This window comes from Shewanella colwelliana (genome assembly GCF_001735525.1).
In the GTDB taxonomy this organism is placed as follows: Bacteria; Pseudomonadota; Gammaproteobacteria; order Enterobacterales; family Shewanellaceae; genus Shewanella; species Shewanella colwelliana.
Genome location: NZ_MCBT01000037.1, coordinates 43,179 through 56,232 on the forward strand (window position 1 = coordinate 43,179; position 13,054 = coordinate 56,232).

Annotated in this window: 15 protein-coding genes; 4 read left to right on the forward strand and 11 right to left on the reverse strand. The window is 45.3% G+C overall.

Annotated features, from left to right (window positions below; genetic code table 11):
• Positions 1–67 precede the first annotated feature (67 nt).
• Positions 68–520, forward strand: coding sequence for a hypothetical protein (locus BEL05_RS11755; RefSeq protein ID WP_028764050.1), 453 nt, complete (start codon positions 68–70; stop codon positions 518–520).
• A gap of 11 nt (positions 521–531) precedes the next feature.
• Here BEL05_RS11755 and BEL05_RS11760 read toward each other — a convergent pair whose 3' ends face one another.
• The 3 genes from BEL05_RS11760 to yqfB all read right to left on the reverse strand — a co-directional run bounded on the left by BEL05_RS11760 (position 532) and on the right by yqfB (position 4,054).
• Complete coding sequence (locus BEL05_RS11760) at positions 532–1,200, reverse strand: esterase/lipase family protein (protein WP_069671281.1); 669 nt, start codon at positions 1,198–1,200, stop codon at positions 532–534.
• Between the two features lie 139 nt (positions 1,201–1,339).
• Positions 1,340–3,514, reverse strand: a complete 2,175-nt coding sequence (katG, locus tag BEL05_RS11765; RefSeq protein ID WP_069671282.1) for a catalase/peroxidase HPI — start codon at positions 3,512–3,514, stop codon at positions 1,340–1,342.
• A 213-nt stretch (positions 3,515–3,727) separates the two neighbouring features.
• Positions 3,728–4,054: a N(4)-acetylcytidine aminohydrolase gene (yqfB, locus tag BEL05_RS11770; RefSeq protein WP_069671283.1), complete on the reverse strand. Its 327-nt coding sequence runs from the start codon at positions 4,052–4,054 to the stop codon at positions 3,728–3,730.
• A 126-nt stretch (positions 4,055–4,180) separates the two neighbouring features.
• Between yqfB and BEL05_RS11775 the strand changes: the two genes are divergently transcribed.
• Complete coding sequence (locus BEL05_RS11775; RefSeq protein WP_028764046.1) at positions 4,181–4,426, forward strand: DUF2986 domain-containing protein; 246 nt, start codon at positions 4,181–4,183, stop codon at positions 4,424–4,426.
• Between the two features lie 84 nt (positions 4,427–4,510).
• On the opposite strand, the gene BEL05_RS11780 is transcribed toward BEL05_RS11775, so the two are convergent.
• Together BEL05_RS11780 and BEL05_RS11785 are read right to left on the reverse strand one after the other, a co-directional pair.
• Entirely contained in the window at positions 4,511–6,010 is a 1,500-nt protein-coding gene (locus tag BEL05_RS11780; RefSeq protein ID WP_028764045.1) for an MATE family efflux transporter, read from the reverse strand.
• A 45-nt stretch (positions 6,011–6,055) separates the two neighbouring features.
• A complete protein-coding gene (locus tag BEL05_RS11785) occupies positions 6,056–6,886 on the reverse strand; it encodes an ion transporter (protein ID WP_028764044.1) in 831 nt (276 codons plus the stop codon).
• A 182-nt stretch (positions 6,887–7,068) separates the two neighbouring features.
• Here BEL05_RS11785 and BEL05_RS11790 point away from each other — a divergent pair, with 182 nt between their 5' ends.
• Both BEL05_RS11790 and BEL05_RS11795 read left to right on the forward strand, forming a co-directional pair.
• Positions 7,069–7,563 carry a L,D-transpeptidase family protein gene (locus BEL05_RS11790; RefSeq protein WP_037428595.1) on the forward strand — a complete coding sequence of 165 codons (495 nt, stop codon included), beginning with the start codon at positions 7,069–7,071 and terminating at the stop codon, positions 7,561–7,563.
• Positions 7,564–7,618: 55 nt separating this feature from the next.
• Positions 7,619–8,194: a VOC family protein gene (locus BEL05_RS11795; RefSeq protein WP_069671284.1), complete on the forward strand. Its 576-nt coding sequence runs from the start codon at positions 7,619–7,621 to the stop codon at positions 8,192–8,194.
• A gap of 48 nt (positions 8,195–8,242) precedes the next feature.
• Here BEL05_RS11795 and BEL05_RS11800 read toward each other — a convergent pair whose 3' ends face one another.
• Genes BEL05_RS11800 through BEL05_RS11825 form a run of 6 tightly spaced genes read right to left on the reverse strand, consistent with a single transcriptional unit; the run spans position 8,243 to position 13,053 of the window.
• Entirely contained in the window at positions 8,243–8,764 is a 522-nt protein-coding gene (locus BEL05_RS11800) for a DUF3833 domain-containing protein (protein ID WP_069671285.1), read from the reverse strand.
• Entirely contained in the window at positions 8,761–9,255 is a 495-nt protein-coding gene (locus tag BEL05_RS11805) for a chalcone isomerase family protein (protein ID WP_069671286.1), read from the reverse strand. The genes BEL05_RS11800 and BEL05_RS11805 overlap by 4 nt, the downstream gene beginning before the upstream one ends.
• 8 nt (positions 9,256–9,263) lie before the next feature.
• Entirely contained in the window at positions 9,264–9,767 is a 504-nt protein-coding gene (locus BEL05_RS11810) for a DUF2878 domain-containing protein (protein ID WP_069671287.1), read from the reverse strand.
• Positions 9,745–11,022 carry an SAM-dependent methyltransferase gene (locus BEL05_RS11815; protein ID WP_069671288.1) on the reverse strand — a complete coding sequence of 426 codons (1,278 nt, stop codon included), beginning with the start codon at positions 11,020–11,022 and terminating at the stop codon, positions 9,745–9,747. The genes BEL05_RS11810 and BEL05_RS11815 overlap by 23 nt, the downstream gene beginning before the upstream one ends.
• A gap of 31 nt (positions 11,023–11,053) precedes the next feature.
• Positions 11,054–11,803 (reverse strand): DUF1365 domain-containing protein, encoded by a 750-nt coding sequence (locus BEL05_RS11820; RefSeq protein ID WP_175427340.1) that lies wholly within the window; start codon positions 11,801–11,803, stop codon positions 11,054–11,056.
• Positions 11,800–13,053: an NAD(P)/FAD-dependent oxidoreductase gene (locus BEL05_RS11825; RefSeq protein ID WP_069671289.1), complete on the reverse strand. Its 1,254-nt coding sequence runs from the start codon at positions 13,051–13,053 to the stop codon at positions 11,800–11,802. The genes BEL05_RS11820 and BEL05_RS11825 overlap by 4 nt, the downstream gene beginning before the upstream one ends.
• Position 13,054: the final 1 nt, after the last annotated feature.

Here is a 13,054-nt window from a genome sequence, read left to right on the forward strand (position 1 = left end):
CACGACTTTGGGTTATGCTGATTGCTCATTAAGCTGCTAAATAAAACTAAAATAAGAACCTACCTCGATGTCTAAACTCTTTTCTGTTGCCATGATCACTATTTTTTTGCTTTCAGGTTGTGCTGCTAGCAAACCTGAAGTGGATGATTTCTCCATCAAAGTTGAAGATAAATTTCAGACAGCTATAAAAGGTGATGGCATTAAGCTGTTTACCTATAAAGTTAAATTTGCCGAACTGCCGACGTTAGAGCAACCACATATGGCACGTGTAAAGCAGATTGAAAAATTGAAACGTTCAGGGAGTAAAAAACGCTCCATCTATGCTGTAGACCTAAGCGAGTGGACCGAACAGATTGAACTGGGGCTGGATAAAACCATCTCAATGACGGGTTATTGCCGTGACGGTTACATTGAGCTCAGCCGCATCATAGAGGTTGGACGTGGTGAAATACGAGGCGAATGTAACGACGGTGCCACCGAAGACGACTTAAAAAAGTTTGCTTCTTTTACTAAAGGTTAAATCATCACTAATTAGCGACTAAATTCGCCATAGGTTAGAAAGTGTAACGTTTGCGCTATCGCTTGACGGTTGTTCATCATAAACGGGTGGGTCACTGGCAAGCTAATATGGTCGCTCATCCCTTCTAGTTTAGTGCTCTGCACAGATACCTTGCCATCATCAGGCTTAGGTAACATAGTCGACAAAATCCAGTTAATACTGCGTGTTCCCGCGATCACCCCTAACTCAAAGTTCGCTGGCCCAAGACGATTAGGCACACTCATTTTATCACTGCCTAATTGCATGCCAGCGGGTCCATTAATCAATTGAAAACCAGCCATGTCTCTTAATGTATCTACGACTTCACTGCCCTGATTAGGCGGGCCCAGCATCACTACGCGCCCTAAATTGCGGACTGTATGCTGACTCAAATATTGCCTGACTAAAATGCCTCCCATGGAATGAGTGACAAAGTGCACGGTTAGCGCATTTGGGCATTGAGACAACGCGGCAGTTATCGCATGTTCAGCCAAGGTAGGAATATCAGCTTTTGTCGATGGATAGCTATAATTAATACAGTGATAGCCGCGTTTTTCTATTGCGGCGGCCAGTTTAGACATAGCACGTTCAGTACGAGCTAGCCCATGAAGCAAAATCACACATTCTTGGACACCACTATCAGTGGTCGGCAAATTTGCCATAAAAAACGCCTTTTTGCATTCACTAAAATACCCATTGTATTTGGATGTTTTCTTGTAAAGATACCCAGATTAACAAGTTAATGCGGCGCAAGCAAAAGCTTGAACACCGCATCAACTATCTCAACTAAGCTCGTTTCGATTAATTAAGATCAAAGCGATCGAGTTCCATCACTTTATGCCATGCGGCAACAAAATCATGGATAAATTTCTCTTTCGCATCCGAGCTTCCATAAACCTCAGCCAAGGCTCTAAGCACAGAATTAGAACCAAACACCAAATCAGCTCGTGTTGCAGCCCACTTAACCTTCCCGCTAGCGCGATCGATACCTTCAAACAGATCTTGAGCATCGGATGTCGATTGCCATTGCGTATCCATGCTCAACAAATTAATGAAGAAATCATTAGTAAGAACACCGATGTTATCCGTCAAGACACCATGGTTAGAACCGCCAACATTAGTACCAAGCACTCGCATACCACCAACTAATACCGTCATCTCTGGTGCCGTCAGCGTTAACAGCTGCGCTCTATCGAGCAACAATGCTTCCGCAGGCACACTGTATGTCGTTTTTGCGAAGTTTCTAAAGCCATCAGCATAAGGTTCTAATACATCGAATGAATCACTATCGGTTTGCGCTTCGCTGGCATCAACACGTCCTGGAGTGAAGGGGACGCTTATCTCAAACCCAGCATTTTTTGCAGCGAGTTCAACGCCAACACCGCCCCCCAATACAATAAGGTCGGCCAAGGATACATCTTTATGGTTCACCAGCTTAAACGTTTGTTGAATGTCAGCGTAGGCCTCAAGCACTTTGGCAAGTTGCTCAGGCTGATTCACTGGCCAATTATTTTGAGGATTCAATCTTATCCTTGCGCCATTTGCACCACCTCGCTTGTCGGAGCCTCTAAATGTCGCTGCAGAGGCCCAAGCGGTAGAGACTAACTCTGACACGGTTAACCCTGAATCGACGATCGTTGACTTTAAGCTTGATACATCTTTGTCATCAATAATCTCATCACTGGCTTTAGGTAAAGGGTCTTGCCAGATGAGTTCTTCATTGGGCACATCAGAGCCAAGATAACGCGCTTTTGGCCCCATATCACGATGGGTTAATTTAAACCAAGCACGCGCAAAGATATCGGCAAAGTATTCTGGTTCTTCAAGAAAACGCCTCGAGATCTTCTCATAAATAGGATCAACTCGAAGCGCCAGATCGGTTGTTAACATGGTCGGAACTTGTCGTTTATTGGCGTCAAAGGCATCGGGTATCTCGCCTTCACCGGCTCCATTAGATGGCTGCCATTGATGCGCTCCGGCAGGACTTTTGGTCAAATCCCACTCATAGCCAAACAGGTTCTCGAAAAAATAGTGACTCCACTGCGTCGGTGTTTGCGTCCACGTCACCTCGAGTCCACTGGTAATAGCATCGCTGCCGTGACCGCTGCCATAACTACTCTTCCAACCAAAACCTTGGGCTTCAATAGCTGCCGCTTCAGGATCAGCGCCTACTGATGCAGCATCACCTGCTCCATGAGTCTTACCAAAAGTGTGACCACCAGCGATCAGCGCTACGGTTTCCTCGTCATTCATCGCCATTCTCGCGAACGTTTCACGGATATCGGCGGCCGCAGCTAATGGATCGGGTTTACCATCAGGTCCTTCGGGATTAACGTAGATAAGTCCCATCTGCACCGCTGCGAGAGGGTTCTCAAGTTCGCGATCACCAGAGTAACGTTTATTACCTTCGAGCCAGCCATTTTCAGCTCCCCAATACACATCATTTTCAGGCTCCCAAACATCCTCACGACCACCAGCAAAACCGAAGGTCTTGAACCCCATTGATTCAAGTGCCACGTTACCAGTTAATATCATTAAGTCGGCCCATGATATTTTCTGACCGTATTTTTGCTTAACAGGCCAGATAAGTCTGCGTGCCTTATCAAGGTTGCCATTGTCGGGCCAGCTATTTAACGGCGCAAACCTTTGTTGCCCAGTCCCTGCACCGCCACGTCCATCGCCAGTTCTATAGGTTCCCGCACTGTGCCACGCCATACGAATAAACAACGGGCCATAGTGACCGAAATCGGCAGGCCACCACTCTTGAGACGCTGTCATTAATTCACGTAAATCTTGCTTTACGTCTTCTAAATTCAGGCTATTAAACGCCGCGGCATAATTGAAATCTTTATCCATCGGATTTGATTTGGCAGAATGTTGATGTAACAAGTCGACTCGGAGTTGATTTGGCCACCAATCTGTATTGGTTGTACCACTGCCGGCGCCATGATGCATTGGGCATTTACTGTTAGACATTTTGCGATCTCCTTCCTGGTTAATGACAGGACTACTTTCCTACAAGGTCTAATAGTTATAGTTGCTTAACATCACTTTATGCCAATCAAGCTTATCTATCGTTAAGATAGCTTTTCCCGATTAGTCTCATATAAATAGGCTGCATCCACTTTGATATGGCTCACACCAGCGGCTGATTTACGACTGGACATAATCATTATTAAACAAACCAAATTAGGCCTTAATCACCGAGAAACCGATAAGGTAGAGCGTATCTATACTGCCATAAATGTCGATAATGACTTTTTTAAGTTCCGCTAGGGTCATATTTTCCTGCTGAGCATGAACATCATTAAGGTGATTAAAAGCAAGCTTTTCAACCCGTTCAACGAGGATGTCGCAAAACCAGCGATTATCCTCAAACGTCGCTACATGTAAGCGCTGACCCACTTTAAAATGTGACTCAGATTGATCTCTTAACGTAATATTTTTAGCGCCAGAGAGAATATCTGCCTCAAAACGTTCGAAAAAGGTTATCTCACCATCGATGGTATATGTCATAAATCCTCACGATTAGAATATTTGCCTATAGCCCCAGGCCAGAGATTAAGTTAAAATCCGCCTCCGGTTATTGCTAGGTCAACGCAAAACCACATTTTGAGTTAATGACACACCTTGGTGGAATGTATGAACAGAAAACAGAAAATGATTAAAAAGACGGCTAAGCGGGCCAAAGCGCGTCACAACAAACATACGCCACCAACAGTCAAAAAGTACGTATCTAAAGGCGATCGCGCTAAAGAACTCGCTCAAGAGCAAGCCGCAGCCGCAGCACTTGCCAACGGTAAGCAGCCGCAAGATGATACCGCGCAAAGCACTGACACAACAGAGACTGATGTCGCACAGAGCGACATGACAACAGACAAATCATAGTTGTTTGGTCATAACTTGAGCACTCGACTCATGATTCGGCGCTAAAGTGACACTTTACGCCGAGTAATAACCCTCTCTACAGCGTTAATCTCGTCGTGATCCACTCACTAATTCGGTCACTCTGTTACTCGCTTCACAATCTTGCTCTTCACTGATCTGCGCCATTTGTGCACAAGAAGATGAGAGTGGATTGGGACTGCTTGGGCTAAGCTCTTCATTTAACTCATCATATTCGTCGTCTGTAGACGTATAAAAAACGCTTGTCGACTGAACTTTGTCAACCAGACGGTATGCGGTCCACACCCCTAACGCTGCAAAAACAATAGTACCGATCACTTGGCCAATCAACACCCCTTCTACACCGCCCCATTGGGCTCCATAGTATACAAACGGAATCGTGCCTAATGTCGCTTTACCCACGTTAAACAGTGTCGAATATTTGGCTTTGCCTAAATTATTAAACGACGCATTGGCTACAAACAATGCGCCAGAGAAGACAAAGAAAACGGCAATATAACTACAGAAAAAACGGATCAATTCAGCGCCATCGCCGTGCATATCAAACACGATAATAATCTGCTCTTGTAGTGCAAACAGTATTATTGATACCAACAGCACATACCCCCCACAAAATAGCAGCGCCTTGGTCAGGCTCTCTTTGACGCGCTCAAACTCTCGGGCGCCAAAGTTTTGCCCAACAATAGGGCCAATAGCCCCAGACAACGCAAATATCATCCCAAACGCTACGGGCGTTAAACGCCCCAGCACAGCCCATGCAGCAACATAACTGTCACCGAAATCAGCAATCGCACGGGTGACCACCGCATTGCCTATGGGGGTTGCGATATTGGTTAGCATCGCTGGCGCAGCAATGGCAAATATGGCGCCAATATCGGCTTTAAAATGGGAAAACTGAAAGCGACCAAACAACTTATGCTTGATGATTACACCTCGTGCGGCAACCACTAATACGGCAACTCTCGCTAGCACAGAGGCAACCGCAGCCCCCTCGATTCCCATAGCAAATAAGAAAATAAAAATGGGGTCAAACACAAGGTTTACACCACCACCCGTTAGGGTTGAAACCATGGATAATTTAGCATCACCGACCGCTCGCAGTGCTGCACCTAGTGCCATTGCCAAACAGATAAGTGGCATAGATGGGACAAGTATATAGAGGTAGTCGGCAGCCAATTCCGCGGTGCGGCCTGTTGCGCCAACAAGGGCTAATAATTCAGGTATGAACAAAGTCACCACAATGGCCACAAATACTGCCACCAGTAGTGTCATCACAGCACTATTGAGCAATAAACGTTTAGCCAACTCAAACTCTTTGGCGCCAATGGCACGAGAAACTAATGCCCCAAGTGCAATCGACAGACCGATACCAATAGAGGTGGTGAAAAAAGAGATGGTTCCAGCGTAACCAACAGCTGCTGCAAGTTCCTGCTCGCCGAGTAAACTAAGAAAAAAGATATCAATAAGATCAACAACAAACAGTGCTGATATCCCCACCGCGGCAGTGGAGCTCATCACCAATATATGGCGTAAAATAGGCCCTTGGACAAACTTTGCTGTGGTCATGTCATTCCTTGATTACGATGACACCTTTGCCATCGTATGAGAGTGCTAAAGATCGGATTCCAACTCACTACCGCATTTGTCGCAATAGAGCGCGTTAATTTCATGGCCCGTTTTTAAACAGTTACTGCAGCGACGTAGATCTTTTTTACGCACTATCTCTTGCGAGATCTCTGCGGTTAAAATACCCGTTGGAATAGCAATGATGGAGTAACCGATCAACATGGTTAGCGCAGCAATACCCTGACCTAAAGCCGTCTGCGGCGTAATATCTCCATATCCTACGGTGGTAATGGTCACTATGGTCCAATAGATAGACTTAGGGATCGATGTAAAACCATTTTCAGGACCTTCAACCACATACATAAACGCACTAAGGACCATCACAATCAGGCTAACCGAGAAGAAAAACAGAAACACCTTACGACTAGATTGCATCATGGCACGCAGTAAAATATTGCCCTCACTCAAATAACGCAGCAACTTGAGAACACGGAATATTCTAAACAACCTCAGAATTCGAATCACTAAGGTAAAATTCGCCCCCGGAAAGATAAGCGCTAAATAACTCGGTAAAATAGATAGCAGGTCGACAATACCGTAAAAGCTGCGCGCATATTGTACCGGTTGTGCAGAGCAATAGAGTCGCAACAGATACTCAAGAGTAAATATCCCAGTAAAGACCCATTCGACAATACGGATAACGCCGCCATACTCTTTGTGAACCGAATCAACCGTGTCAATAAAAACCAGTAGAACACTGAGAATAATACAGATAATCAAGGATATATCGAAATATCGCCCTGCCTTAGTATCAGTGCCAAATATTACACGTCGCAGCTTTTGTTTAACGGTCTGCTCTGTTGAGGATGAATCCATCTATCAAATTTTTCCTTTTATCGCCATAAACGCGCTTTGGCGCTTAATCATAATCCATCTAATTTACCGATCCAGCTTAATCTAAAATAAGGTATGATGAACACCTTAACGAGATCATTAATTTTCCAGTTAATAAAATGCGAATACTTTTCAAACAGATTTTACTATTAGTGCTGCTCTGCATGTCACAACTAAGTGTTGCCGCCAGTAGCATTCAAAACTCGCCTCACAGTGCGAGTCAGTCTAGTATTGGTAAAGTTGATCTTGTCGTGGTTAATAAGTCTGACACCAGCATGCTTTTAATGCGCAATGGCAAGGTGTTACGCCGCTACAAAATAGCCATGGGTGACCGACCTGTTGGTCATAAGCTGCAAGAGGGTGATCAACGCACGCCAGAAGGTCGTTACATCCTTGACTATAAAAAGTCCGATAGCGCCTATTACCGTGCAATTCATATCTCTTACCCCAATGAGGAAGATAAGCTGCGCGCTGATGCGTTAGGTATCGACCCTGGTGGCCAAATCATGATCCATGGGCAAAACCCCAACTCCACATTAACGCCTGACGAAGCGCAAAAGCTCAACTGGACTGACGGTTGCATTGCCATTAAAAATCATGAAATTGATGAATTATGGCAGGCGATTGACACCGGCACGCCGATTGAGATCTGGCCATAGCATCAGCTGTCCGCTAACACTTCAACCTTATTGCCTGCTTAGAGAAAGTTCTACCATGAATCAAAACACAATCACGGCGCAAACGTTAATCGATACCTGGCCAACATTTGAAGCGACAATAGTTTCTTTTCTCGCCGATCTACAACTCGATAGGCTAAATATGGTTTGCGACCATGTCGCACTTCGAGTCAATAGCGACACTGCCGCTGATTCTTTGCGTGACCACTTTTGCCATCAAGGCGCAATCATTTCTAATAATATGATTAATGGTCGCCCTATTTTGATCATCGAGCTGAACACGCCGCTGATGTTGGGCCCAATGTGCATCGATTGTGTGGAACTGCCCTATCCTGGAGAGAAACAGTATCCAAATGAGGGTTGGGAACACATTGAACTTGTACTGCCAGGTAACGCGTGCAACGGCCAGCAGTTAAGTGCGCAATTGATTGAAGCAGTACCAACACTTGCCCCCGTTATCGCCGGTGACAGCGAAATAGATGTCAAACTTAGCTCGCCTCAAGGTGAACATGAACGCTTGGCCAATCCCACCATAGCATTCAAACATCAAGGCCTCTGTATTAAGGTTCATGCCCACGGTATAAAAGCGATAATCGCTTCAGAAAAGAGATAACCTAGCTCTGAAGGCGAAGTTTGGTTGATGCCTTGATGGTGTTGGGTATCAAATTTTTTCTATATAAAGAATGACTTCGCCCACTTTAATACCAAACTTTGTCATGTCAGTCTTGTTAAAGAGGCGCTTGTCATCGATGAGAAACATCCAATCATCTAACGTTACCTGGTAGGTTTCACCATCCACTTCGATAGAGAGATCGTATTTCCAGTACAGCGCAGAACCGCGAGTTTCACCGTATGCAGTGCCTATGACATCGCCAGCTTCACCACTGTAGCTATTGTCACCAAGACTCTCTAAGCGCCATACGCGAGTCGACTTTTCACCATCATCAAATTCAAACCACTCTTTAATCTCCCCCTTGTTACCTTGCCAGCTCGCTATTAAGTCGACGTCAAATCGACGCAACATGTTGCCGCTGCGATCTAGCACTATCCCGTAGGCTTTGAGCTTACCATCAAAAAATTGCTCAAGCTTCAACTCAGGGGTGGTATTCGTGTGCTCCTCTAGGCTGGCACTGCCGCATGCAGATAACAGGATGACTAACGCAATAGAGAGTATTTTTTTCATTGGCTTAATCCTAGTAACTGTCTACGCAACTCAGGTTCTGACGTCTTTTCCGATAACCAGATTGAGAGAAATGCTTCACCAAAATCAGGCTGCTCAATGACCCCCAGCAAATTGTCACCAAAATAGAAATGACTCAAGCCGTTATCAGCCACCACCAAGGTCAATACGTCACCTGGAGCAACATCAGGCCAGATCTGAGTCAGCGGTGCCATCCACCGTTGAATATCGGTAGCTTGATACCCTAAATGTTGCCACTGCTCCGCCGTAGCCTCAATTAAGGCATGCTTATCAATATCTTTGAAATACTCAATGCGCAACGCCCTATCGCCCGCGTCGAAAGAAGCTGTGTCACTGTTACTGACAAACAGCTCGGCGCGATACAAGGTCCAAAACAGGTAGGTCATCTCACCTTCACCAGACTTGGTCAGGTGAGTAAGGGTTGATGCGGACACACCTGTACTGAACAGAAAAATCAATAGCAATTTAGCCATGGTTCACCTCACACTCTGCGAACGTTTGACTGTGCTAACAATTGAGCACAGCGGGTTAATAGTGGGAATAAGCCGCCCCACGCGATCATTAGCAGGGCTATCGTTGTCATAGCAGGTAATTCTTGTTGTAACACGCCTAAGCGAATGCCAGCCCAATAACTGCCCGCGCCACCTACTGCACCAAAAGCGATGATAAGCAGTAAAGGTTGGCTGGCAAACCACTTCAAACTGTGATTTAAGCTGATCACAAACATGCACCAAAGTAATAGCAGCCACAGCGGGAATATCTCACTGCCAGCATAAAATAATCCGAGTTCCATCAACACTTTGTCTACAGCGACCCCAATGGGCATCAAGAGTAAGAGTTTTGCATCCAGCTTAGGTGTCGGCGTCAGGTAAAAATGAATACAGAGTATCAATACCATGATGGGCACCGCCATCGAAGTGGCGAACGCCGCAGCAAACCAAGCCGCCTGAAATAGGGCTAAATTAATAATCCAGAATCGTTTCATCACTTTGTCCTACAAAACGTGGCTTTCTGGCCACGAGATGATGAGTACTGATCACGCGCTCACGAAAGGCACCTTCACAGTAGCAAAAATAGAACAGCCACAAACGTTTAAACTCTTCGCTATACCCCAATGACGCTAACTCATCCCAGCGAGCTTCAAAGGCCACGCGCCAATCATTTAATGTACGTGCATAGTGCAAACCAATGTCTTGCACCTCATGGATAACCATATCTGTCCGTTCAGCGATGATGTTGCTCATCACAGCAACTGAAGGCAGTGCGCCACCGGGGAAAATATACTTCTGAATAAAGTCGACGCCCTTGCGATATTTTTCATAACGACTATCAGCAATGGTTATCGCTTGAATTAACATCTTTCCTTGGGGTTTAAGCAGGTTAGCGCAGGTGTCAAAAAAGGTCGGTAAGTATTCATGGCCGACCGCTTCAATCATCTCAATAGAGACCAGTTTGTCATACTCTCCACTTAGTTTGCGGTAATCTTGCTTTAGTAATGTTATTTTGTTCGATAAACCAAGGGCTTCAATGCGCTTCTGGGCAAATGAATATTGTGCATCTGAGATGGTAGTTGTCGTCACCTGACAACCATAGTGCTGTGCCATATAGATGGCTAAACCACCCCAGCCCGTACCAATCTCAATCACACTGTCACTGGGTTTGAGTTCTAATCGCTGGCAAATTTGCTGCATCTTGAGCTGCTGCGCGTCGGTTAAACTGGTCGCATCATCACTGTAGATAGCACAAGAATAAAGCATACTGTCATCTAAGAACCGCTCGTAGAGGTTATTGCCAATATCATAATGGGCCAAAATATTGCGCTTCGAGCCTTGTTCACTATTGGCATTTTTACGGCGTAGAAACAGATTCTTAATTCGCGTTACCCACTCCATCTTGCTTTCTAAGGCATCGAGCTGAGCTTGATTTCTCGCAAAGACTTGAACAAGACGAGTCAGATCTGGGCTGGTCCACTTAGCATCAAGAAAAGCTTCTGCGGCACCAATGCTGCCACCTTTAACCACATCTTGATAGAAACTGGCATCATGAACCACTATCTGCCCCTGCAGCGGCGCATTTCTGTCACCGAGGACGGTATGATTATCAGCTTCGATAACTTCGACACAGGCCTCTTTAAGATGATTGAGTAGACCAAAAATTACGTTACGGTACTTATTAACCTCGACGCGGCAGTCCGTTGAATTTTTTGCCAGCGTTTGATGCTGTTTGGCTAGTTGCTCCATGAAAACCTCGCTCTAAAGTATCGTAAACTAATTATATTTTTTTCGTTTCAGGATGGGCAATAAAGGGCACCCGCCTAACAAACAGTTTCAGTGCTTGCCAATAAATGCCTGCTACCATCTTCAGCGTCATTGACGGTATCGACCGCCATGTCGATGCTAACTCTGCTGCGGTAAATGCCTTTTTAGACATGGCTAACGTGGCGTCGAACACCTTCTGCTGCTGGTGATTTTCAATATGCACCATCGCTTTACTCCCAGGTGGGCTGACACGCCAATGGTAGGTCATGTCCATCTCCATAAAGGGCGACACATGGAAGGCTTTTTTTACCTTCATCTCGCCGCTAAGCTCAAGCAAGTAATAGTGCCTTTCCTTCCAAGGAGTGTTGCTCACTTCTGCCAGCATGTATTGGCATTGGTTGGCGGTGTCGTAACAAAAATAGAAATTTATCGGACTAAAATAGAGCCCCATACAACGACACTGCGCCAACATAACGACCCTGTTATTGTCATGCCAATCGCCTCCAAGCGATCTGACTTTATTACCAATACGTTGCTTAAGACTTCCAGGTTCATTTTTTAAATAATCTTTTTCAAAAAATCGTATCGGGTTATACCAGTTCAAACCGAATACTTTGCTGCGCTTTATCAGCGATGGAAGCTCATCAATATCGATACCTAACATATACATCCTGTAGCTAAATTGATGAAATACGCCTTTATAGCGACGATGACGTACATCGCCTAAATAGATCCCGCTGTGCTCATCCAATGGCGTATTCATAAAGACAAACCAAAGCGTTTAGTCACATCCAATGCACTGCGTACACCATCTTCATGAAAACCGTTATACCAATAAGCTCCAACAAAATGACAACCACGTTTGCCGCAAATTAGTGAGCGCTGTTGCTGCGCTGCGACACTGGCATCGTTAAGCACCGGATGGTGATAGACAAAACTTCTGATCACTTTTTCAGGCGCGATTTGCTCACTTTGGTTAAGGGTGACGCAGAAAGTGCTTTCACTTTCAATCCCTTGCAAGATATTCATGTTGTAGGTGACGCATGCTGGTCGAGACAAGTTGTCATCCAACATATAGTTCCAGCTAGCCCAAGCGAGCTCTCGATCTGGTAGGAGTGAGGTATCGGTATGCAGCACAACTTCATTTCGACTGTATGGAATACCGCCAAGTACCTGCTGCTCCGCGTCATTAGCATCGCCAAGCAAAGCGAGTGCTTGATCAGAATGACAAGCAAAGATCACCTCATCAAATCTCATTGACTCCCCACTGGACATTTCAATGTGGACGCCCTCTTCACTGCGAGTCACTTGTGCAATATCGCTATCAGTCTTAACTGGTTGACTAAGCTGCGCCAGGATAGCTTTTACATATTCACGAGAACCACCCGGTACCACATGCCATTGCGGACGGTCACTGATGTTGAGGAGCCCATGGTTGTAGAAAAACTGAATAAAGAATTTCAGTTCAAACTTAGCCATCTCAGCCAAACTCGTCGACCAGATCGCCGCGCCCATAGGTAAAATATAGTGTTGGCAAAAAAAATCAGAAAATTGGTGTTGTTGCAGCAGATCCCCAAGGGTCATGCTGCTATCAATACGCTGTTCATGATAAAGACGCTTACACAGGCGATTGAATTTTAAAATCTCAGCGATCAAACGCCAAAATTGTGGTCTAAAGATGTTTCGTCGCTGAGCAAATAACGCATTGATACCATGTCCATTGTATTCGAACCGCGTTTGCCGATTGTGAACACTAAAACTCATCTCCGTCGGCTGGCAGTCAATGCCTAGCAGGGAAAGCAGACGATTAAAGTTAGGATAGGTTCTGTCATTAAAAACGATAAAGCCGGTGTCTATCGCATAGTCTTTACCTTGGTGATGCACATCAACGGTTGCGGTATGTCCACCCACATAGTGGTTCTTTTCAAATACTGTCACGGCATACTGCTTATCAAGTAAATAAGCGCAAGTCAGTCCAGAAATCCCAGATCCAATCACAGCAATTTTTTTCATT